Below are 22350 nucleotides of genomic sequence, written 5' to 3' on the forward strand. Positions count from 1 at the left end.
AGCCTAGCAGGTTTGCGGGGGTAGGGAAGGCCGCACCACAGACGAAAAAAGGCCGCCCGAAGGCGGCCCCGATTTCGCATTCTGAACGCTTACCGCCGACGATCGCGGCGCGAGCTCATCGGCTGGAAGGCAACGCCCACATGCGCCTCGCAATAGGGTTTGCCGGGCTGCCTGGGCAGGCCGCAGAACCAGAATTTCTCGGTCGCCGGGTCGCCGATCGGCCATTTGCAGGTGCGCTCGGTCAGTTCCATCAGGCTCAGCTTGCGGGCCTTCTTCTCGACCTCGCGGACCGAGGCCAGCGCCTCGGGGCTGATCTCGTTGGCCGAGGGCTGCGGCGGCAGCGGCTGGCCGGCGGGCACGATCATGCGGCGATTGGCCGGGTTGAAGGCCGGCTGGGTCGAGGGTTCGGCCTCGTCGTCCTCGGGCTCGGCGGCTTCGGGTTCCTCAACCTTCTCGGGCTTGGCGTCGACCTTGACCTCGGGCTTCTTGGCAGGCTTCTTCGCCGGCTCGGGCGCGGGCGCCTCGGCCACCGGGGCGGCAGCGGGCTTGCCGGCCTCGGCCTCGTCATTGCGGTTCGACAGGCCAAGGCGATGCACCTTGCCGATCACCGCGTTGCGGGTGACGCCGCCCAGTTCCTTCGCGATGGCGCTGGCTGACTGGCCCTCGCTCCACATGCGCTTCAGCGTCTCGACGCGCTCATCCGTCCAGGACATGATTGCCTTTCCGGCAGGGCGTATCCCCGCCACATCTTGAAACCCGTGATTGACCCCGCCAGAAACGGGATGCCGAGAGATATCCCCGCAAGGCGGGAAATTCAAGGACGGGAAATGGCCGATCACATGACAAACGCCGCGAAAACACTGGGCGTGCGCCGCTTTGGCCGGGTCAACTGGCTGGGGATGCGGACACTGGCCCGGCGCGAGATCATGCGCTTCATGGCGGTCTGGCAGCAGACCGTCTTCGCGCCGCTGATGACCGCTGGCCTCTTCGTCACAGTCTTTGCCCTCGCCATGGGGCGCGAGGGGCAGGTGGTGATGGGGGTGCCCTACCTGGCCTTCATCGGGCCGGGCATCCTGATGATGACGGTGATCCAGAACGCGTTCGCCAATACCTCCTCGTCGATCATCTCGGCGAAGATGCAGGGAAATATCGTCGATACGCTGATGCCGCCGCTGTCGGCGGGCGAGTTGCTGGCGGGCTATCTGGCCGGGTCGGTGGCGCGGGCCGGGCTGGTCGCTGTGGTCATCGCCACAGGCATGGCGCTGGTCATCGGGCAGGGCGTGGCGCATCCGCTCTGGGCGCTTTCCTTCATCCTTCTGGGCGCGCTCTTGATGGGGGGCCTCGGCATCCTTGCCGCGATCATGGCGCAGAAATTCGACCAGATGGCGGCGATCAACAATTTCATCGTGACGCCGCTCAGCTTTCTGTCGGGCACCTTCTACTCGGTCGAGCAGCTGCCCGAGCCGTTCCGCACCCTGTCGCACTGGAACCCGATCTTCTACCTGATCGACGGCGCGCGCTACGGCTTTGCCGGGGTCAGCGATGCGCCGCCAATGCTGGGGCTGATGGTCTGCGTGCCGGTCGTGGCGCTGGTTCTATTCAACGGCTGGCGCTGGCTGAAAACCGGATACCGGATGAAACCGTGATTGCGCGAGCGCGGATTAGCCGCTATGGCGGATGCCATGATCACCCGGACCGCCAGCTTCGCCCGTCCCCGACGTTGATTTTCAACGTCCGATCCTGCCTGCCTTACACATCCCTGTACTGTTGAAGGAATCTGCCATGATTTCGCATGTCTTGCCGACCTATAACCGTGCACCCGTCGCCTTTGAACGCGGCGAGGGCAGCTGGGCCATTGCCACGGACGGGACGCGATATCTGGACCTTGGCGCGGGCATCGCGGTCAATGTGCTGGGCCACGCCAGTCCTGACCTGGTCGCCACGCTGACCGAGCAGGCCGGGCGGATCTGGCATGTCTCGAACCTCTATCGCATCCCCGAGCAGGAGCGGCTGGCCGATCTTCTGGTCGAGAACACCTTTGCCGATACCGTCTTCTTCACCAATTCCGGCACCGAGGCCGCCGAACTGGCGATCAAGATGGCGCGGAAATACTGGGACAGCGAGGGCGACCCCGAGCGGGTCGAGATCCTGACCTTCGACGGCGCGTTCCATGGCCGCTCGACCGGCGCCATTGCCGCCGCCGGGTCCGAGAAGATGGTCAAGGGCTTCGGCCCGCTGATGCCGGGCTTCCGGCAGCTTCCCTTCGGCGACATGGCGGCGCTGCGCGCGGCGATCAGCGACACGACCTGCGCGGTGATGATCGAACCGATCCAGGGCGAGGGCGGCATCCGCACACTGGCCGACGACGACCTGCGCGAGATCCGCGCGCTCTGCGACAAGACCGGCACGCTCTTGATCCTCGACGAGGTGCAATCGGGCATGGGCCGCACAGGGCGTCTGTTCGCGCATGAGTTCGCCGGCGTTGCCCCCGATATCATGATGGTCGCCAAGGGTATCGGCGGCGGCTTCCCCCTCGGTGCCGTGCTGGCAACCGAGAAGGCGGCGGCGGGCATGGTCGCGGGCACGCATGGCTCGACCTATGGCGGCAATCCGTTGGGTTGCGCGGTCGGCGCGAAAGTCATGGAGATCGTCGCCAATCCGGCCTTTTTGGCCGAGGTCGGGCGCAAGGCGGGTCTGTTCCGGCAGAAGCTCGAAGGGCTGGTCGCCGCTCATCCCGAAGTGTTCGAGGCGGTGCGCGGGCAGGGGCTGATGCTGGGGCTGAAATGCAAGGTCGCGCCGGGTGATCTGGTCAAGGCCGGCTATGACCAGCACATCCTGACCGTCGCTGCCGCAGACAATACGCTGAGGCTCTTGCCGCCGCTGAACATTTCGGACGAGGATATCGCCGAGGCGGTGGTGCGGCTGGATAAGTCCGCCAGCGCCGTCGAACAGGGATAGCATCATGCACGACCACGCCGATCATCACCACGGGCAGGGCCACGACCATGGCAGCGAACTGGACGAGATGACGGCGCGGGTGCGCGCGCTGGAGACGATTCTGACCCGGAAGGGGTTGATCGACCCGGCGGCAGTCGACCGGATCATCGATACCTATCAGAACAGGGTCGGCCCCCGGAACGGGGCCGCCGTCGTCGCCCGCGCCTGGACCGATCCTGGTTTCGCCGAACGGCTGCGCGCGGATGCCACGGCCGCCATCGCCGAACTGGGCTTCACCGGTCGGCAAGGCGAGCATATGCAGGCGCTGTTCAATGCGCCTGATACGCATCACATGGTCGTCTGCACGCTCTGCTCCTGCTATCCGTGGTCGGTGCTGGGTCTGCCGCCGGTCTGGTACAAATCCCCCGCCTATCGGTCCCGCGCGGTGCGCGAACCGCGCGCGGTTCTGGCCGAGTTCGGGGTGTCCCTGCCGCCCGAGACGCAGGTGCAGGTCTGGGATTCGACCGCCGAACTACGCTATCTGGTCATCCCGCAACGCCCCGAGGGGACCGAGGGCTGGGAGGCAGAGCGGCTGGCGGAACTGGTCACACGCGATTCCATGATCGGTACCGGGTTTGCGTTGTCGCCCGGTAACGCGTCATGAACGGCCCGCATGATCTGGGCGGGATGATGGGGCATGGCTTGATCGCGCCCGAGGTTGACGAACCCCTGTTCCACGCAGACTGGGAGGCGCGCGCTCTCGGCGTGACGCTGGCCTGCGGCGCCTTGGGTCACTGGAACATCGACGAAAGCCGCCATGCCCGCGAGAGCCTGCCCTGGCCGATCTATCTCGACACCTCTTATTACGAGATCTGGACCCGCGCGCTGGAAACCCTGTTGACCCGCCACGGGCTGGTCAGCGCGGATGAACTGGCGGCAGGCGAGGCCGCCACCGCGACCGCCCATCCCCGCCGCCTTGCCGCTTCAGCGGTTGATGCCGTGCTGGCGCGCGGTGGCCCGACCGATCGCCCAGTAAACGCCGCGCCGCGCTTTGCCATTGGCGACCTCGTGCGGACGCTGAACCTGCAACCCAAGGGCCATACCCGTCTGCCGGGCTATGTCCGGGGGCATGTGGGCACGATCATCGCCGCGCATGGCGGTTTCATCCTGCCCGACAGCAATGCCCATGGCCGGGGCGAGGCGCCCGAGCATCTTTATACCCTGCGCTTCGATGGGGCCGATCTCTGGGGTGCCGAGGCCGAGCCGTGCAGCGCGGTGATGATCGATGCCTGGGAGAGCTACCTTGAACGCGCCTGAGCAGCCCTTCGACGATCCCTGGCAGGCGCAGGTCTTTGCGCTGACCGTGGCGCTGAACGAGGCCGGCTGGCTCGACTGGCCCGATTGGGCCGAGGCCTTTGGCGCGGCGCGGGCGGGCGAGGGGGAGTATTTCACCGACTGGCTCGAGACGCTGCAGCGCCTGCTGGCCGAGCGCGGGGTGGCGGATGCCGGCACCATCGCCGCGCTGGCCGCATCCTGGCAGCGCGCCGCCCGCGCCACCCCGCATGGCCAGCCCATCGATCTTGACAACGACCCGCATCGCGACACGCGGCTGCGATGAGGCTTTCAGCTTGGTGAAAATATCCCGGGGAGTCGCGCCAAAGGCGCGACGGGGCAGCGCCCCCTTGACCCCGCAGCCCAAGATCGGCTTGCTGGCCGAAACGACGAAAGCCTATGTGATGAACCACTTCCTCGATATCCATAAGACCGACCCTGCCGCGCTGCGGGGGATCATCGACACCGCCCGCGCCATGAAACTCGCGCGCAATGGTTTGCCCAAGGGCACGCCCGACGATGATCAGCCGCTGGCCGGGCGCATGGTGGCGCTGATCTTCGAGAAGCCCTCGACCCGCACCCGTGTCAGCTTTGACGTGGGCGTGCGGCAACTGGGCGGGCAGACCATGGTGCTTTCGGGCTCGGAAATGCAGCTGGGTCATGGCGAGACGATTGCCGACACCGCGCGAGTGCTGTCGCGCTATGTCGACCTGATCATGATCCGCACTTTCGAGGAACAGACGCTCTTGGACATGGCCGAATACGCCACAGTGCCGGTCATCAACGGGCTGACCAACCGCACCCATCCCTGCCAGATCATGGCCGATGTGATGACATTCGAGGAACATCGCGGCCCGATCGCCGACAAGAAGGTGGTCTGGTCGGGCGATGGCAACAATGTCTTCGCCAGCTTCGCCCATGCGGCCGGGCAGTTCGGCTTCGACCTGACCTTTACCGGCCCCGAGACGCTGGACCCGGAAAAGACCTGGCTCGACTATGCCGCCGGCAAGGGCCGCCCGATCACCATCGAGCGCGATCCGGCCAAGGCCGTCGCGGGCGCCGATCTGGTTGTCACCGATACATGGGTCTCGATGCATGACCCGCAATCGGCGCGCGAGCGGCGGCACAACCAGCTGCGCGGCTATCAGGTGAACGAGGCGCTGATGGAACTGGCCCGGCCCGACGCGCTGTTCATGCATTGCCTGCCCGCCCATCGCGATGATGAGGCGACCAGCGCGGTGATGGATGGTCCCCATTCGGTGATCTTCGACGAGGCCGAGAACCGGCTGCACGCACAAAAGGCGATCATGCGCTATTGCCTCGGCTTGTGAGGGGCGGCTTTGCGCCCTTCCTTGCAGCGTGGCAGCTGACCCCGGACGGCGATCCGATCCGCACCCTGAATGCCGAGCTGCTGCCAGTGCAGCGGGACGGTCAGCCGCTGATGCTGAAACTGCTGCACGCGTCCGAGGAGCGGCGGGGCGCGCGGCTGCTCGATTGGTGGGCGGGCGAGGGCGCCGCGCGCGTGATCGAGCGCCGCGACGAGGCTCTGCTTATGGAACGCGCGACCGGGCCGGCCTCGCTCTCTGACATGGCGCGGGAGGGGCGGGACAACGAGGCGACGCGTATCCTCTGCGTCACGGCTGCGCGCCTGCACGCGCCGCGATCCCGATCCCTACCCCCGCTGAAACCGCTGGCCGAACAGTTTCGCGAGCTTTGGCCGATGGCGGTCGAGCGCGGCGGCATCCTTGCCCGCTCGGCTGAAGCTGCCGCCGCCCTGCTGGCCGATCCACAGGACCTGGTGCCGCTGCATGGCGATCTGCACCACGACAACGTGCTGGATTTCGGGCCGCGCGGCTGGCTGGCGATCGATCCGCAGGGGCTGATCGGCGAGCGTGGGTTCGACTACGCCAATATCTTCACCAATCCCGACCTTTCGGACCCGACCCGACCTGTCGCCACCGTTCCGGGCGTGTTCGAGCGCCGGCTCGAAGTCGTCGTCTCCGCTTCGGGTCTGGATCGCTCGCGGTTGCTGCACTGGATCCTTGCGTGGTGTGGGCTGTCGGCCAGCTGGTTTCTGGAAGACGACGACCCGCTGGCCGCGATCGATCTGGCCATTGCCGAGAAGGCTGCGTCGCTGATCGGCTGAAAAGCCGGATGTCACAAAGGCTTCACCGGCATGTCGCCTACCTGTCACCCCGCTGGCCTAACCCCGTCGCAGCCGCGCCACCCCCGGCGCGTGACGCACAGGAGCAGCCGATGAACGACGAGTCGTCCCGCCACATCTTCCGCACCAGCCAGCTTGAGAATGCCGATGGTCCGGGCCTGAACCCCACCACCAACCGGACGATGGGCGAGGTCATCGCTGCCCGTTTCTCGCGCCGTGGCTTTCTGCGCGGTTCGCTGGCGACGGTGGCGATCAGCGCCACGGTCAGTCCCTTAGCGCTGCTGGCCGCCGACGGCGCCCATGCCGCGACCGGCGCCTCGGCCTTCGATTTCCCCGAGGTGACGGCGGGCGTCGATCCCGATCATCATGTGGCCGAGGGCTATGATGCCGATGTGCTATTGCGCTGGGGCGACAAGGTCTTTGCCGATGCACCCGACTTCGATCCCACCGCCCAGGCCGAGGCGGCGCAGGAACGCCAGTTCGGCTATAACAACGATTTCGTCGGCTTCATCCCGCTTGACGGTGCCGCCGACCACGGGCTTCTGGTGGTGAACCACGAATATACCGACCCGCATCTGATGTTCCCGGGCATCGTCACCATCGCGGATGGCGAGGTGCAGATTGCCGAGGCGACCGAGGAGCGGGTGAATATCGAGATGGCGGCGCATGGCGGCACCGTCATCGAGATCCGCAAGTTGGACGGCAAATGGCAGCCGGTGCTGGACGGCGCGCTGAACCGCCGCATCACCGCCAAGACCGAGATGGCGATCAGCGGCCCCGCCGCCGGTCATCCGCGCCTGCAGACCAGGGCCGATGCCAGCGGTCGCAAGGTCTTCGGCACGATCAACAACTGCGCCGGCGGTGTGACGCCCTGGGGCACCTACATCATGGCCGAGGAGAACATCCACGGCTATTTCATCGGCGAGCTGCCCGAGGGTCATCCCGAGGCCGCGAATTACGACCGCATGGGTATCCCCGAGGGCGCCTATGACTGGGGCAAGTATCACGACCGCTTCGATGTCTCGAAAGACTCCAATGAGCCGAACCGCTTTGGCTGGGTGGTCGAGGTCGATGTGATGGACCCGAATTCGGTGCCGAAAAAGCGCACCGCCCTTGGCCGCTTCAAGCATGAGGGGGCGGAGAGCGTGCTGAACAGGGACGGGCGCGTGGTCTTCTATCTCGGCGATGACGAGCGCTTCGACTATGTCTACAAGTTCGTCACCAAGGGCACCTACAATCCCAATGACCGCGCGGCGAACCTTGACCTGCTGGACGAGGGCACGTTGTATGTCGCGCGCTTCCATGACGATGGCCGGGTCGAGTGGCTGCCGCTGGTGCAGGGCGAAGGTCCGCTGACCGAGGCGAACGGCTTTGCCACGCAAGCCGATGTGTTGATCGAAACCCGCCGCGCCGCCGATCTTCTGGAAGCCACGCCGATGGACCGACCCGAGGATATCCAGCCGAACCCGGCGACGGGCCGCGCCTATGTCATGCTGACCAACAACACCAAGCGCGAAGAGGCGAATGCCGCCAATCCGCGCGTCGAGAATGCCTTTGGCCATATCATCGAGATCGCCGAGGAGGGCGGGGACTTCGCCGCCACGACCGGCACATGGGAGATCCTGCTGAAATGCGGCGATCCGGCGATTGCCGAGGTCGGAGCCACCTTCTCGACCGAGACCACGGTGAATGGCTGGTTCGGGATGCCTGACAATTGCGCCGTGGATGCCGAGGGGCGGCTCTGGGTCTCGACAGATGGCAACTCGCCCTCGAAGACCGGGCGCACCGACGGGCTCTGGGCGGTGGATACCGAAGGCGCGGCGCGCGGCACTTCGCGGCTCTTCTACCGCGTGCCGGTGGGGGCCGAGATGTGCGGCCCCTGCGTGACCGATGACATGGAGACCTTCTTCGTCGCGGTCCAGCATCCGGGCGATGGCGGCGATGACTGGGAGGGCTTTGGCCGCCCGTCCCATTACGAGGACCTGTCGACCCGCTGGCCGGATTTCGACGAGGCGATGCCGGTTCGTCCCGCCGTGGTGGCGATCACCCGGCAGGGCGGCGGCAAGATCGGCATGGCCAAGGATCAGGCCTGATCCGCAAGTTGCGGTGTCCCCGGAGTTTCCGGGGGCACCGCGATCCGTCAGGTCTCAGGCGACCAGCAGCTCATCGCCGCCGAGGCTCGACGCATCGACGCCGTCCAGCACGATGGTCAGCCGGCCATGTGTGATGACCGTGTCATCGCCCCGCTGATAGGCCGAGGCCAGTGCTGCCTCGGCCGCGCCGTTCAGGAAGTAGAGCAGATCGGCATCACCCGCCGCCGCGTTGAAATCCTCGACATGGACGGTGGCGCGGATGCCGGTGTCGAAGACGAAGACATCATCGCCATGCCCGCCGTTCATCCGGTCGCCATTGCTGTCCGCGACCAGCCGGTCGGCATCGTCGCCACCATAGAGCCGGTCGGCACCCGCGCCGCCCCTCATCCGGTCCGCGCCCGCACCGCCATGCAGCAGGTCGGCGTTGCTGGTGCCGGTGATGTTATCCGTGCCCCCGTGGCCAAAGATCGCGCGACCGGTCAGAGTATCTGCCCCATCCGTGCCCTGCACTGCGGATTGGAAGGCCAGGTCCTTTCGGCCCCAGAGCAACCAGAAGGAATCCTCCAATCCGCTGCTGCCGATGGCATAGTCGCGGATCGCCTCGAGCCCCGGCAGCCCCTCGGCAAACTCCACATCCTCGATATTGCTGGCCAGCGTCAGCCCGCTGGCTGAGGCAAAGGCCAGACTGCCATCGGACAGCTTGTAGACGGTGTAATCCGTCGGCGCGCCGGTCAGGCGCAGCATATCCTGACCCGCGCCGCCATCGACCACGTTCAGCCCGGAGGACACCCGGATCGTGTCATCGCCGCCCAGACCCTCCAGCCAGTCATTGGCCGATCCATCCGCCAGCCGGTCGCCGGCCTCACTGCCAATGACGAAGGCCGCCGCGCCGAAATGGTCCGAGGTCGGGGCGGCCTTGTCGCGCACCCAGACATGCTCGCGCAGATCCCCCCCGAGGCCCGACACGACAACTGTGCTGTCCTGATCCATCAGGTGATAGAAGCGCGAAGCCCCCGCGCGCTCGATGGCATCGCCGCTGGCGCCCTCGATATGCGCCAGCCAGGCAAGCGGGTTCAGCAGCGAATCCACCCCCAGTGTGATCTCGGCCGCCGCATAGGTATCGTCGAACAAGACGAAATTGTCGGTCGAGGTGCTGAAATCCCGGTCGGGATTGGACAGCGAGGGATCGGCCTGCGCCACGGCCTGCCAGAAAGAATGGGAATCGCCGGTGGCGCGGTGAACCACGTCATTCTCGAAGCCGACATTCAGAATGCGATCACTTTCGTGGATGACCGGCGAGGCGAAGCCGTAATAGTCGGATTCTGCAAAGAACCCGTCGACCACGGTATCGGCGTGGCGCGACAGGATATTGGTCATGCCGCCGCCAAGGCTGTAGCCGGTGATCGTCACATCCTGCCCGTCGAGCCCGTTGGCCAGCGCCAGGGCGCGCACCGCCTCGAGCACCGGAACCATGCTGGGAACCAGCGCATCGGCGTTCATCTGCAGGTAATCCAGCACATCCAGCATCGAATTGGTGCCGGCGAAGCAGACCGCCAGGCCGGTGATCTGGCCGCTCTCATCAGTCTGGGCCAGGACCTTCAGCTGCGGCCCGGTTTCAGCCCATCCGGTCAGCGGGCTCATGAACTTGATGAAGCCCTGCGAATCCACCATCGCAGGGTCAAGCCCCAGCTCGGTGGCGCTGACATTGCGCCAGCCGGCGGGCAGCGCACTGCCCGGCTCGGTGCTACCTTCCGCTATCGATGGAACCGAGGCCGAGATGGCCAGACCCTTGGCCAGCGCCAGCCGTTCGACGGCCTCGGAATCCGAATAGTCCTTGTAGTCGTAAAGCCCCATGGGCGTCTCTCCTCCCTGATTATCGCTTTGCGCGATTCTTCTTTCGGGGGATCAAAGCAGTTTATTTTCAACCTATTGGTGTGACCTAAGGGCAGGCAGGTCCATGACGTTGCGTCCGAACGCAAAAGGCCGCCCGAAGGCGGCCTTTCGGATGGCTGGCGCTCAGCCTCAGCCGATGGCGGCGGCGCGCACGTCGTCGTCGATGGCCGGCAGGTACTGGGCAAAGTTGTCGCTGAACATCTGCACCAGCTTCGCCGCCTGCTTGTCGTAAGCGGCCCCGTCGGCCCAGGTCCGGCGCGGGTCCAGCAGCACGTCCGAGACGCCCGGAACCGAGACCGGAACCTCGAAGCCGAAATTCGGGTCGCGGCGGAACTGCACATCGTTCAGGCTTCCATCCAGCGCCGCGGCCAGAAGCGCGCGGGTCGCCACGATCGGCATGCGCGAGCCGGTGCCATAGGCGCCGCCGGTCCAGCCGGTATTGACCAGCCAGCAGGTCGCGCCGGTCTCGGCAATCTTTTCCTGCAAGAGCTTGCCATAGACCTCGGGACGGCGCGGCATGAAGGGCGCGCCGAAGCAGGTCGAGAAGGTCGGGACTGGTTCGACCACGCCGACCTCGGTGCCCGGGGTCTTCGAGGTGAAGCCCGAGAGGAAGTGATACATCGCCTGCGCCGGGGTCAGCCGCGCGATCGGCGGCAGTACGCCATAGGCGTCGCAGGTCAGCATGATGATGTTCTTGGGCGCACCGCCCACGCTGGTTTCCGAGGCGTTCGAGATCGCCTCCAGCGGATAGGCGCAGCGCATGTTGTCGGTGATCGAGTTATCCTCGAAATCCAGTTCCAGCGTGTCGGGGTCATGGACCATGTTCTCGATCACGGTGCCGAAACGCGAGGTGGTCGCATAGATTTCCGGCTCGGCCTTGGGCGAGAGGTTGATGGTCTTGGCGTAGCAGCCGCCTTCGAAGTTGAAGATGCCGCGCTCGGACCAGCCATGCTCGTCATCGCCGATCAGCACGCGCGAGGGTTCGGCCGACAGCGTGGTCTTGCCGGTGCCCGACAGGCCGAAGAAGATCGCCACGTCATCGGGATCGCCCGGCGCATGGTTGGCGCTGCAATGCATCGGCATCACGCCCTTGGCCGGCAGGATGTAGTTCAGCAGGGTGAAGACCGATTTCTTGTTCTCGCCGGCATAGGCGGTATTGCCGATAAGAATCAGCTTCTTGTCGAAGTTGAGCGCGATCACCGTCTCGCTGCGGGTGCCGTGGCGGGCCGGATCGGCCTTGAAGCCGGGGCAGTTGATGATCGTGAACTCGGGCACGAAACTTGCCAGCTCGGCCGCGTCGGGGCGGCGCAACAGGTGGCGGATGAACAGGTTGTGCCAGGCAAGCTCGGTCACCAGCCGCACGTCAAGGCGCAGCTCGGGATCGGCGCCGCCGAACAGGTCCTGCACGAAATAGTCGCGGCCTTTCATGTGGGCCAGCATGTCCTGATGCAGCAGGTCGAACTGCTCGGGCGCCATGGGCTTGTTGTTTTCCCACCAGATGCTGTCCTCGACGCCGGGCGTGCGGACCACGAACTTGTCCTTGGGCGAGCGGCCGGTATGCGCGCCGGTATGGACGAGGAAGGTGCCACCCAGACCCAGCTGACCTTCGCCCCGGGCGATCGCCTCGTTCATCAGGGCGGGTTCCAGCAGGTTGTAATAGACCCGGCCGAGCCCCTCGATTCCCTGATCCTCCAGTCGGCAATTCGGGTTCACGCGCGTGGTCATCGGTGTTTGGCTCCGTGCAGATGTGATAGGGCGGTCCAAGGGGCCGCTGGGGTCGCTATAACATGGAGTGTATATGAAGAAAGTCTTACCCCGGCATGGGTTAGCGCAAACACCTTATGTTATCGCCATCAATTCATTTTTCGGTCATGATGGGCGGCGCGGCGACGGCGATCGGGGCTTCCAGAGGTGGCGGAATGGCGGGTGATTCGGGTTTGCGGCTGCGCGGCAGCAGCGTCGCACTGGCCGGGCGGGGGGTTCTGATCACCGGAGATTCGGGTGCAGGCAAGTCCTCACTTGCGCTCGACCTGATGGCGCTTGGCGCGGGGCTGATCAGCGATGACTGGACGCTGGTTCAACCCGAAGCTGGGAGGCTCCTGGCGGACGCGCCGGCCAGCATTCGCGGTCAGATCGAGGCGCGGGGAATCGGCATCCTGTCGTCCGATCCGGTCGGCCCGTTGCCACTGGCGCTGGTGGTCGAGTTGGGCAACGACAGAGGCGAGCGGCTGCCGCCCCGGCGACAGGTCGCGATCGCTGGAATTTCGCTGCCTCTTGTCAAAGCCTCATACCAGCCTCATCTTGGTGCTGCGCTGCGGCAATTGCTGATCGGCGGTCGCCTTGCCTGACCGCCGAACCCTGCCGCCGAACAGGAGAGACATGGCCGAGGACAGCCCGATGATCAGACCGGCCGCAGCTGCCCCTCGCGACGAGGGCGTGCAGCGGTTGGTGCTTGTCACCGGCCCCTCGGGTGCCGGCCGGTCGACCGCGATCAACGTGCTGGAAGATCTGGGCTTCGAAGCCATCGACAACCTGCCGCTCACGCTGATCCCGCGTCTGCTGGACGGGCCGGCGCGACCGGTGCCGTTGGCCCTTGGGTTGGATGTGCGCAACCGCGATTTCTCGGCTTCGAATGTCATCGAACTGATCGACGCGCTGACCCGCAACCCGGCCTATGCGCCCGAGATTCTCTATCTCGACTGTGCGCCCGCCACGCTGGTTCGCCGTTTCAACGAGACCCGCCGCCGCCATCCGCTGTCGGTCGATGGTGCGCCGCTGGACGGCGTTGCGGTCGAGATCGACCTGCTGGCGCCGATCCGGGTCCGCGCCGATGTACTCTTGGATACCAGCGAGATGTCGCCCCATGACCTAAAGGAAGAGCTGAACCGCTGGTTCGGCTCGGCCGAGACGGCGGGGCTGACCGTTTCGGTGCAGTCCTTTTCCTACAAGAGGGGGGTGCCGCGCGGGGTCGACGTGATGTTCGACTGCCGCTTTCTGGCGAACCCGCATTGGCAGCCCGAGTTGCGTGCGCAGGACGGCCGCGACTCGGCCGTTCAAGCTTTTGTCATGGCCGATCCGCGTTATATCGAATTCTTCGACCGAATTCGCGCTTTGGTTGAATTTACGCTTCCGGCACACCTGCAAGAGGGGAAAACCCACCTTGCCATCGGATTCGGGTGTACCGGAGGGCAACACCGTTCCGTCACATTGGCTGAAAAAATGGCAGACGCGCTTGCAGATGCCGGGTGGCGGGTGTCAAAAAGGCATAGGGAACTTGAACGCCGTGGTTCGGCGCCGGCACCTGCAAGCGATTCGGCCTCGGCCGGGCAGGGCACGGCATGACCCGGATCGATTGCACTGGTAGGTCGGATTGATCGGAATCGTCATCGTGGCTCATGGTGGACTGGCGCGGGAATATCTCGCCGCCGTCGAACATGTGGTGGGGCCGCAAAAGGGTATCGTGGCTGTGGCGATCGAGGACGATCACGACCGTGCTGCCAAACAGGCCGAGATCATGGCGGCTGCCCAATCCGTCGATCAGGGCCAGGGCGTCGTGGTTGTGACCGACATATTCGGCGGCTCGCCCTCGAACCTGTCGATGCCGGCCTGCGCGCTGCGCGACCGCACCATCCTTTACGGCGCCAACCTGCCCATGCTGGTCAAGCTGGCCAAGTCCCGCAATCTGCCCGTGCGCGATGCGGTCAGCATCGCCAAGGATGCCGGGCGGAAATACATCAATTCCTACACCGTTCCCGAACAGATGTGCGAACGCGGCAACCGGGCGGCCGGATGAGTTCGGCGCCGATTACCCGCGACCTGACGATCATCAACGTCAAGGGATTGCACGCCCGTGCCAGCGCCAAGTTCGTCGAATGTGTCGAGCGTCATGACGCTCAGGCGCAGGTGACGCTGGACGGTATGACCGTCTCGGGCGATTCGATCATGGGCCTGCTGATGCTGACGGCCGAGCGTGGCAAGACCATCAGCGTCACCACCTCGGGGGCCGAGGCCGCTCAGCTTGCCGACGCGCTGCAGGCGCTGATCGCCGACTGTTTCGGCGAAGGGATGTAGGGCCACCGCGTGCCCGACCGGAAATCCTACCACCACGGCAATCTGCGTCAGGCACTGGTCGACGCCACGGCGGCGCTGGTTGAGGAATCCGGCCCGCAATCCTTTACCCTGACCGAGGCCGCCCGTCGTGCCGGGGTCTCGCCCGCCGCGCCCTATCGCCATTTCAAGGGCCGTGACGATCTGTTGGAAGAGGTTGCCCGACAGGGCTTTCTGGAATTCGCCGACCGGCTCGAGGCGGCCTTTGACGATGGCCGGCCCAATCCAATGACCGCTTTCCTGCGCATGGGACAGGCCTATCTGGATTTCGCCCGCGAGCGCCCCGGTTTTTATATGGCGATGTTCGAATCGGGCATCTCGATCACCGGCAATGCCGAACTCGCGCGCGCCTCGGACCGGGCCTTCGGGATGCTGGTCCGTGCGGCCGATAATCTGTTTGCCGAGATGCCGCCGGACCGGCGTCCGCCCGCGCGCATGGTGGCCAATCACATCTGGGCGCTGAGCCATGGCGTGGTCGAGCTGTTTTCGCGCGGGAAACCCGGCGGACGCACGCCCATCGCCCCGGCCGACATGCTGGAAAGCGGGGTTCTGATCTATCTGCGGGGGCTCGGTGTGCTGCCGGTCTGATCGCCACAGGCACAAAGGCGCCGCCACGCGAAGCGGGCGGCGCCTGTCTTCCCTGACGATCGCCTTGTCCCCCGGCACGCCGCCCGTCCCCACAGGCGGCGGATCGATCAGGGATAGATCACCACCGGCACGCCGGTTTGCAGCATGGCATAGATCTCTTCGATCTCGGTATCGGTCACTGCGATGCAGCCCGCCGTCCAGTCCCGAAGCTTGGGTGCCACCCTATTGCCCTCGGGGCCGCGGCCATGGATGAAGATGTCGCCGCCCGGCTTGCGGCCATACATCAGCGCACGCGCCACATCTTCGGGGTCGGGATAGGAGATTCCGACCGACAGGTGATAGGTGCTGCGCGGGTTGAAGCGGTCGATGAAGTACATTCCCTCGGGCGTCTTGCCATCACCCTCGAACATCTTGTGTCCGACCGGCTGGTTGCCCAGGCCCACGTCATAGGACCGCACCACCTTCTGCCCGCTCAGCAGGAACATCCGGCGGTTTTCCTTGTTGATAACGACCTGGGTGACCGGGGGGCCACTGTAGGATTTGAACTTGCTGGATTTGGTGCCGCCGCAGGCTGCCAAACCCGCAACCCCCGCCAGCGCCATTGCTGAACGCCTCGTCAGAATCATCACTGCCCTTTAGTCGCTGTTTTCGCGTTGTTGATTATGTTTGAAATACCATAGGCTTGCTCATCGCGCTAGCGTCGGCGGAATTCCGCGACCGTTTCGACATGCGGCGACCAGCGGAATTGATCTATCAGCAACAGTCGGACCAGATCGAAGCCGCTTTCGGTCAGAATCCGGGCATCCCGCGCGAAATTCACCGGATCGCAAGCGACGAAGGCGACCCGATCCACCCGTGACTTGGCGATCTGGCGCGCCTGTTCCAGCGCCCCCGCACGTGGCGGATCGATCACGATCGCGTCAAAGGGCGCGAGCTCCTCGGCCAGAAGCGGGTTCCGCGCGAGGTCGCGAGTCGCCACGTTCAGCTGTTGCAGCCCGCTGGCACCCCGCCAACCGGCCATCAGCGAATCGAGCGGTGCAGCCAGGCCTTCGACCGCGTTAACCTCGGCGTGTTCCAGAAGCGGCAGGGTGAAGGTGCCGATCCCGGCATAAAGATCGACAATCCGTCGCGCGCCGGTTGTCATTTCCAGCACGGCCTGACGCAGCGCCGCCTCGCCCTCGGCGGTGGCCTGCAGAAAGGCCCCGGCGGGCGGCACCACCAGCGCCCGGCCGAGCGGCAGGGCAGGTGGGCGGCGGGTGATTGCCTCGCCGTCCCAATCGAGCCGCGCCAGATCGCCCTCATCGGCCAGCGCGGCGAGTGTCTGCAACAGGTCCGGTGTCATCGGCTTGCCGCCAATGACCGCCACATCCAGCCCCGCCGGCCCGTGGATCACGCTGATCGACAGCTCGGCGCTGCGCGAGGCACCGGCAATCACGATCCGGCGCAGCAGAGGTAGCACCGACTGGATCTCGGGGCGGATGACGTGGCAGTTGGTGATGTCGGCGATCACGTCCGAAGCCCGCGCATGAAAGCCCAGCAGCGCGCCCTTCTTGGTCCGCCGCCCAGACAGAACCGCCCGCCGCCGCGAGCGGGGCGGCGAGGTCAACACCGCCTCGACCTCGGCGGTGATCCCCTGTGCCGCCAAGGCCGTCTCGACCACCTGCCGTTTCCAGTTGCTGGCAAATCCGTCCGAGGCATGCATCAACGAACAGCCACCGCAGGCGCGGTAGTGACCGCAGACCGGCCGCACCCGATCAGGCGAGGGCGTCAGGATGCGCGGGGCGGCAATACGGCCCTCGAGTGCCTCGCCCTCGATCTCTTCGCCGGGCAGGGTCAGGGGTGCCAGCACGCGGCCGTCCGGTCCCGAGGCGACGCCATCGCCGCGCCGGCCCAGTCTTTCGATGGTCCAGCGGCTCATGTGGCAGGAAGGGGCTGAAGGAGGGGTTTCATGTGCAGGGCCAGTGTTCGGACAGATCGAGTGTAGGTCGGCGAGTTTGTCGCACGGTTCAAGTCCCCGCCGCAGGGTCTGAGGGCCTGAAGGCCGATGTACGGGACCAACCTGCCACCGCACTTGCCGATCCGATGCAATCTTGCCACCATCGACCCGAACGCGAGGAGGTTCAAATGCATGATTTCGGCCTGCTGATCGCCCGCTTCCTGTTGGGTGTTCCCTTTGTCATCTGGGGCTTCCTTAAGCTGCGCGGTGGCGAGGCCAAGCTGGTGCCGGTTCTGGCCGGGCTCGGCCTGCCGGATGCGACGGCGCTGGCCTATCTGGTGGGCCTCTGCGAGCTTGTCGGCGGGATCGGCGTGGTCCTGGGTTATCCGGTGCGGACCTTCGGCGTGCTTCTGGGCCTCTGGTGTCTCGTCACCGGCTATGCCGCGCATCGCAAGGACCTGAACGCGATGCTGTCCCATATCGCCATGGCTGGTGGTTTCTTCGCGCTGGCCGCTGCGGGGGCCGGTGCGCTGGCGCTGTTTGGCGGCGATCCAACCGGGGTGCTGGCCGACGTGCAATAGGGCGCTGCTACTCCGCCGCTTCCTCTGCCGCCTCGTCCAGACCCAGGAAACCGCCGGATTGCCGGTTCCAGTAGCGCGCGTAAAGCCCGTTCTCGGCCAGCAATTCCTCATGCGTTCCCGCCTCGACGATCCGGCCCCCGTCCAGCACGATGATCCGGTCCAACTCGGCGATGGTCGACAGCCGGTGGGCGATGGCCAGCACCGTCTTGCCCTGCATGGCGCGGGCCAGAGCCTCCTGCACCTGCGCCTCGACCTCGCTGTCCAGCGCGCTGGTCGCCTCGTCCAGCACGAGGATCGGCGCGTCCTTCAGGATGGCGCGGGCCAGCGCGATACGCTGGCGCTGTCCGCCCGACAGCTTTACCCCGCGCTCGCCCAGATGCGCCTCGTAGCCTTTGCGCCCGGCATAATCCTCGAGCCCCAGAATGAACTCATGTGCCTCGGCCGCCTTCGCCGCCGCCTCGATCTCGGCCATGCTGGCATCGGGCCGGCCATAGAGGATATTGTCGCGGGCCGAGCGGTTGAACATCGCCGTTTCCTGCGTGACCATGGCGATCTGCTGGCGCAGGCTTTCCTGCGTCACCTCGCGGATGTCATGCTCGTCAAGGGTGATCTTGCCCTTTTCCACGTCGTAGAGCCGCAACAGCAGCGCCACCAGTGTCGATTTCCCCGCGCCCGAGGCGCCGACAATGCCGATCCGCTGCCCCGGCAGGATGTGCAGCGACAGGTCGTCCAGCCCGCCGGTCTCGCGGCCATAGGCAAAGCTCACATGGTCATAGTCGATCCGGCCCTTGACCCGCGTCAGCGTGATCGCCCCCGGCGCATCGCTCAGCGCATGGGGCGGGGCGAGGGTCTTCATCCCGTCCTCGACCTCGCCGATGCTGCCCCACATGCCCATCAGCGCCATGCTGACCCAACCGGTCATCTGGCTCAGCCGCATCGAGATCGCCCCGGCAGCCGCCACATCACCGGGCGTCGCCAGCCCGTCGCGCCACAGCATGACCGAGCCGCCGATCAGGATCACCGGCAGCACGCCCGCGATGAACATCAGCGACAGGCGGAACCAGCTCGAGACGACACCGAAATCCAGCGCCCGTTCGCGGAAACCGGCCATCGCGCCCAGTGCCGCGCGATCCTCGTGATCGGTATGGGCGAAAAGCTTTACCGTCTTGATGTTGGTGATCGTGTCGACCACCTGCCCAGTGACCATCGCCCTCGCCGAGGCGCGGGCGCCCGAGCGTTCGCGGACCAGCGGCAGGAAGAAGCGGATCAGCGCGAAATAGCTGGCCAGCCACACGAGCAGCGCCAGCGCCCCCCAGCCATCGACCGCGACCAGAAAGGCCGCCGAGCCCAGCACCGAGGCGAGTGCAAAGGCCACCACGTTGACCATCTCGGTCGCCACATCGGTCACGGCCCGCGCGGTCTGCATCTGCTTCTGCGCCAGCCGCCCGGCGAAATCATTGTCAAAGAACGTGACCGACTGCCCCATGGTCCAGCGGTGCAGCCGCGACAGTACCAAAGGCAGGATGTTCGGGCCGACAATGACGCTGGAACTGGCCGTCGAGAGGCCGAAGATCACCGGTCGGATCAGCAGGAAGAACCCCAGGAACAGCGCGATCAGCGCCGCCTGTTCCGACCACGGATCGGCGGGGTTGCCCGTCGCCACCGCATCGACCGCCATGCCCAGAAGGATCGCGGTCAGCACGTCGCAGATCCCGGCCAGTGCCGAGGCGATCCCGGCCAGCGTCAGCCCGCCCCAGGCCCCCGAGAGGCACCAGCGAAAGAAGGCGAGCAGGGTTCGGGGCGGCGGGCCATCGGCGGGACGAAAGGCGTCGACCATATTGCCCATGCGGCGATGCAGGCTCATGCGCCCTCCTTTGCCGCCATCCGGGCGGTCTCGATCAGGTTTGCGGCGGGGGTAGCAAAGCCCTCGGCGACCCAGCGGGCTTCGGCGGCCTTGAGACCCTGACCGAGCGCCGGCCCCTGCAACTCGGGCATCAGGTCAGCGGCGGCGATGGGCAGCCGGGCGCGGGCGGCTGCGGCAATCTGGTCGTGCCAGCCCTCGGGCAGCCGCGCGCCGCGCGCCGCCCGGATCAGCGCGATGTCAGCGGCCAGCGCCGCACCAAGCCGATAGCCGGTCTCATTGAGCGACCAGTCCGCCGCCAGCGCCCCGGCCAGTTGCGCCTGAACCCCGGCCTCGGCGCGCGACAGGCGCAGGGCTTCGGCGGGATCCTCGGCACCCAGCAGCGCCAGCCGCCGTGGCCAGTTGGGCGGGAAGTCTCTTTCCGCCGCGATCAGCGCTAGCATATGTTCCACATCAGCACCGGGCAGAACCCGCGCCAGAATCCCGGTCTCGCTCATCCGCGCCAGCGCATCGGAGGGGTCGGGCGCGGCCAGCAGCTTGCGCATCTCGGCCCCGATCCGCTCCTTCGAGATCCCCGCAAGGCCACCCGCCAGCGCCGCACAGGCGGCCAGCGCCTGCGGCTCGGCCTCGCGGGCATACCAGGCATGAAAGCGGAAGAAGCGCAGGATGCGCAGGTAATCCTCGCGGATACGCGCCTCGGCATCGCCCACGAAGCGTAACCGCCGCGCCGCCAGATCATCCAGCCCGCCGACCGGATCAATCACCTCGCCCGTGCGGGTGGCGTAAAGCGCGTTCATGGTGAAATCGCGTCGCCGCGCATCCTCGTCGATGCTGTCCGAGAAAGCCACGACCGCGCGCCGCCCGTCGGTCTCGACATCGCGGCGGAAGGTCGTGACCTCGAACCCAGTTCCATCGGAAACCACGGTGATCGTGCCATGCTCGATCCCCGTCGGCACCGGCTTCAGCCCCGCCGCCTGCGCCAGCTCGACGACCCGCTCGGGCCGGGCGTCTGTCGACAGGTCGACATCCCCGATCGGCTCGCCCAGGGCCGAATTGCGCACCGCGCCCCCGACCAGCAGTACCCGATGTCCGCCCGCCTCGATCGCGTCGAGGACGGCGAGCAGCGCCGGATCGGTGAGGAAGGGGCTGGAGAGTCGCATCAGGCCGCAAACCTGTTGGCCAGCGACCACAGGATGCGCGCTGTGGCGCCCCAGAGGTAATAGGGACCGTAAGGCGCGGCGTGATAGCTGCGCCAGCTGCCGCGCCAGTACCGCCCCTCGACCCGGTAACGGGTGGGATCGGCAATATGCTCGAAGGGCAGGGCAAAGACCTCGGCCACCTCGCCCGGCTCGGGGATCGGGTCAAACCGGCCGCGAATGACGGCCAGAACCGGGGTGATGGCAAAGCCGGTGACGGTGCGATGCGCGGGCAGGGTGCCGATCACGTCGACCTGTTCGACCGGCAAGGCAATCTCCTCGCGCGCCTCGCGCAGGGCTGCGGCGACCACATCGGCATCGCTTGGATCGACCTTGCCGCCGGGCAGGGCGATCTGACCGGGATGGTGACGCATGGTGGCGGCGCGCTTGGTCAGCACCAGCCGCCCGTCATCCTCGTGAAAGGCGGCGAGCACGCCGGCCGGGCGCAATTGCCCGGCCGGCGGCGCGACCTCGGGGTTCAGATCGAAATCCGAGGTCGGCCCTGCCGGAGCTGTCAGGGCCTGTCTCAGCAGGTCTTCCGACCAGCCGGCTCTCACTCGGCTGCCCGGTCTTGCGGTTCGATCGGGTTGCCCTCGGCATCGACCGTCGCCTCGAAACCGAGGCTTTTCGGGTCGAATTCGTAATGCGCGCCGCAGAACTGGCAATCGGCGGTGACGATGCCCTCGGGCGTGGTCATGTGGCCGATATCCTTGGCCGAGTAGATCGACAGTGTGTCGCGCACCCGGTCCGCGGTGCAGGAACAGCCGAACTCCACCCGCTGCGGATCAAAGACCCGCGGGGCTTCCTCGTGGAACAGCCGCACCAGAAGGTCGGTCGGCGCGAGCGAGGGGCCGATCAGCTCCAGCGGCTCGACCGTGTCCAGAAGGATATTCGCCCGGTTCCAATCCTCGGATTCCGCGCCCTGCAGGATGTCGGCGGCCTCGATCAGCCCGCCTTCACCACTGCCGCCCTCGGACCCGCTCATCGGCGTCGCCGGCAGGGTCTGCAGCATGACGCCGCCCGCCCGCCAATGCTCGGCCTCGCCGGCCATCTGCGAGCGGCCATGGGTCAGCGCAAAGCGCGTGGGCAGCTGTTCGGACTGGGCGAAATAGGTCTGGGCGCAGGCCGAAAGCGAGCCGCCGGCCAAGGGCGTGATGCCCTGATAGGGGGTGGTCCCCTGGCCCTGGTCGATCAGGATGGCGAAATAGCCCTCGCCGATCTGCTCGAAGGGCGGGCGACCGTCCAGCCGCGCCTCGTCGAAACTCGCCCAGGCCCGGATGCGCGCCGGTTCGCGCTCGGTTGCGGGGGCGTAGTAGTCGGCGGCGATGGTGCGGATGGCGCCGCTGCCCCGCACCTGCAGGCTCAGCTTCCAGCGCAGGCTGATGGTCGGGCCGATCAACGCCGCCAGCAGCGCGACCTCGGCCACGAGTGCGCTGACCGGGGCCGGATAGTTGTGGCGCGACAGGATATGCTCCAGCACCCCGTCCAGCCGGGCCACGCGGCCACGGATGTCGGAACGGTCAAGCTGGAAGGGAAGGACCGTATCGTCCCAGGCGATCTGGTTGATCTTGTTCATCATAATTCCTTGCGATCGGGGCAGCGCCGGCACGGGCGCGGCAATATGGCTCGTCCCCAATATAGGCAATTGCAGCCCGATCCCAA

At 66.3% G+C, this 22350-nt stretch carries 23 protein-coding genes; 14 read left to right on the plus strand and 9 right to left on the minus strand.

The window, feature by feature from the left end:
* Positions 1–89: 89 nt before the first annotated feature.
* On the minus strand, positions 90–713 hold the full coding sequence (locus tag Q1A36_RS11580; RefSeq protein ID WP_299843846.1) for a GcrA family cell cycle regulator: 624 nt from the start codon (positions 711–713) through the stop codon (positions 90–92).
* Positions 714–827: 114 nt separating this feature from the next.
* On the opposite strand from Q1A36_RS11580, the gene Q1A36_RS11585 reads away from it, so the two are divergent.
* From Q1A36_RS11585 to Q1A36_RS11620, 8 genes are all read left to right on the plus strand, one after another.
* The gene (locus tag Q1A36_RS11585; RefSeq protein WP_299843849.1) at positions 828–1646 is read left to right on the plus strand and encodes an ABC transporter permease; all 819 of its coding nucleotides are present in this window, start codon (positions 828–830) and stop codon (positions 1644–1646) included.
* 136 nt (positions 1647–1782) lie between these two features.
* Positions 1783–2958: an aspartate aminotransferase family protein gene (locus Q1A36_RS11590; protein ID WP_299843852.1), complete on the plus strand. Its 1176-nt coding sequence runs from the start codon at positions 1783–1785 to the stop codon at positions 2956–2958.
* A gap of 67 nt (positions 2959–3025) precedes the next feature.
* Positions 3026–3601, plus strand: a complete 576-nt coding sequence (nthA, locus tag Q1A36_RS11595; protein WP_299844195.1) for a nitrile hydratase subunit alpha — start codon at positions 3026–3028, stop codon at positions 3599–3601.
* Entirely contained in the window at positions 3598–4254 is a 657-nt protein-coding gene (gene nthB / locus Q1A36_RS11600) for a nitrile hydratase subunit beta (protein WP_299843855.1), read from the plus strand. The genes nthA and nthB overlap by 4 nt, the downstream gene beginning before the upstream one ends.
* Positions 4241–4555, plus strand: coding sequence for a nitrile hydratase accessory protein (locus Q1A36_RS11605; protein ID WP_299843858.1), 315 nt, complete (start codon positions 4241–4243; stop codon positions 4553–4555). Before nthB ends, Q1A36_RS11605 begins: the two co-directional genes overlap by 14 nt.
* 118 nt (positions 4556–4673) lie before the next feature.
* Entirely contained in the window at positions 4674–5600 is a 927-nt protein-coding gene (argF, locus tag Q1A36_RS11610) for an ornithine carbamoyltransferase (protein WP_299844198.1), read from the plus strand.
* Entirely contained in the window at positions 5597–6415 is an 819-nt protein-coding gene (locus Q1A36_RS11615) for an aminoglycoside phosphotransferase family protein (protein ID WP_299843861.1), read from the plus strand. The genes argF and Q1A36_RS11615 overlap by 4 nt, the downstream gene beginning before the upstream one ends.
* A 110-nt stretch (positions 6416–6525) precedes the next feature.
* Positions 6526–8526, plus strand: coding sequence for a PhoX family phosphatase (locus Q1A36_RS11620; protein ID WP_299843864.1), 2001 nt, complete (start codon positions 6526–6528; stop codon positions 8524–8526).
* A gap of 54 nt (positions 8527–8580) precedes the next feature.
* On the opposite strand, the gene Q1A36_RS11625 is transcribed toward Q1A36_RS11620, so the two are convergent.
* Together Q1A36_RS11625 and Q1A36_RS11630 are read right to left on the minus strand one after the other, a co-directional pair.
* Positions 8581–10380, minus strand: a complete 1800-nt coding sequence (locus Q1A36_RS11625) for a calcium-binding protein (RefSeq protein ID WP_299843867.1) — start codon at positions 10378–10380, stop codon at positions 8581–8583.
* A 168-nt stretch (positions 10381–10548) separates the two neighbouring features.
* Positions 10549–12144, minus strand: a complete 1596-nt coding sequence (locus Q1A36_RS11630) for a phosphoenolpyruvate carboxykinase (protein WP_299843870.1) — start codon at positions 12142–12144, stop codon at positions 10549–10551.
* A 149-nt stretch (positions 12145–12293) separates the two neighbouring features.
* On the opposite strand from Q1A36_RS11630, the gene Q1A36_RS11635 reads away from it, so the two are divergent.
* From Q1A36_RS11635 to Q1A36_RS11655, 5 genes are read left to right on the plus strand one after another with little or no spacing between them, the layout of a single operon-like run.
* A complete protein-coding gene (locus tag Q1A36_RS11635) occupies positions 12294–12767 on the plus strand; it encodes a serine kinase (protein ID WP_299843873.1) in 474 nt (157 codons plus the stop codon).
* Positions 12768–12816: 49 nt separating this feature from the next.
* On the plus strand, positions 12817–13761 hold the full coding sequence (gene rapZ / locus Q1A36_RS11640) for an RNase adapter RapZ (protein ID WP_299843876.1): 945 nt from the start codon (positions 12817–12819) through the stop codon (positions 13759–13761).
* Between the two features lie 28 nt (positions 13762–13789).
* Entirely contained in the window at positions 13790–14212 is a 423-nt protein-coding gene (locus Q1A36_RS11645; RefSeq protein WP_299843879.1) for a PTS fructose transporter subunit IIA, read from the plus strand.
* Positions 14209–14490 (plus strand): HPr family phosphocarrier protein, encoded by a 282-nt coding sequence (locus Q1A36_RS11650; protein WP_299843882.1) that lies wholly within the window; start codon positions 14209–14211, stop codon positions 14488–14490. The genes Q1A36_RS11645 and Q1A36_RS11650 overlap by 4 nt, the downstream gene beginning before the upstream one ends.
* Positions 14491–14499: 9 nt before the next feature.
* Complete coding sequence (locus Q1A36_RS11655; protein WP_299843885.1) at positions 14500–15114, plus strand: TetR/AcrR family transcriptional regulator; 615 nt, start codon at positions 14500–14502, stop codon at positions 15112–15114.
* Between the two features lie 107 nt (positions 15115–15221).
* Here Q1A36_RS11655 and Q1A36_RS11660 read toward each other — a convergent pair whose 3' ends face one another.
* Positions 15222–15740, minus strand: coding sequence for a L,D-transpeptidase family protein (locus tag Q1A36_RS11660; RefSeq protein WP_299843888.1), 519 nt, complete (start codon positions 15738–15740; stop codon positions 15222–15224).
* Positions 15741–15808: 68 nt separating this feature from the next.
* Positions 15809–17032 (minus strand): class I SAM-dependent RNA methyltransferase, encoded by a 1224-nt coding sequence (locus tag Q1A36_RS11665; RefSeq protein ID WP_299843891.1) that lies wholly within the window; start codon positions 17030–17032, stop codon positions 15809–15811.
* 206 nt (positions 17033–17238) lie between these two features.
* Between Q1A36_RS11665 and Q1A36_RS11670 the strand changes: the two genes are divergently transcribed.
* Positions 17239–17631 (plus strand): DoxX family protein, encoded by a 393-nt coding sequence (locus tag Q1A36_RS11670; RefSeq protein WP_299843893.1) that lies wholly within the window; start codon positions 17239–17241, stop codon positions 17629–17631.
* 7 nt (positions 17632–17638) lie between these two features.
* On the opposite strand, the gene Q1A36_RS11675 is transcribed toward Q1A36_RS11670, so the two are convergent.
* Genes Q1A36_RS11675 through Q1A36_RS11690 form a run of 4 tightly spaced genes read right to left on the minus strand, consistent with a single transcriptional unit; the run spans position 17639 to position 22264 of the window.
* On the minus strand, positions 17639–19495 hold the full coding sequence (locus Q1A36_RS11675) for an ABC transporter ATP-binding protein (protein ID WP_299843896.1): 1857 nt from the start codon (positions 19493–19495) through the stop codon (positions 17639–17641).
* A complete protein-coding gene (locus Q1A36_RS11680) occupies positions 19492–20652 on the minus strand; it encodes a CCA tRNA nucleotidyltransferase (protein ID WP_299843899.1) in 1161 nt (386 codons plus the stop codon). Before Q1A36_RS11680 ends, Q1A36_RS11675 begins: the two co-directional genes overlap by 4 nt.
* Entirely contained in the window at positions 20652–21245 is a 594-nt protein-coding gene (locus tag Q1A36_RS11685; RefSeq protein WP_299843902.1) for a CoA pyrophosphatase, read from the minus strand. The genes Q1A36_RS11680 and Q1A36_RS11685 overlap by 1 nt, the downstream gene beginning before the upstream one ends.
* Entirely contained in the window at positions 21242–22264 is a 1023-nt protein-coding gene (locus tag Q1A36_RS11690; RefSeq protein ID WP_299843905.1) for an Hsp33 family molecular chaperone HslO, read from the minus strand. The genes Q1A36_RS11685 and Q1A36_RS11690 overlap by 4 nt, the downstream gene beginning before the upstream one ends.
* Between the last annotated feature and the right edge of the window lie 86 nt (positions 22265–22350).

Origin of the sequence: uncultured Paracoccus sp. (genome assembly GCF_947487305.1) — a bacterium.
In the GTDB taxonomy this organism is placed as follows: domain Bacteria; phylum Pseudomonadota; class Alphaproteobacteria; order Rhodobacterales; family Rhodobacteraceae; genus Paracoccus.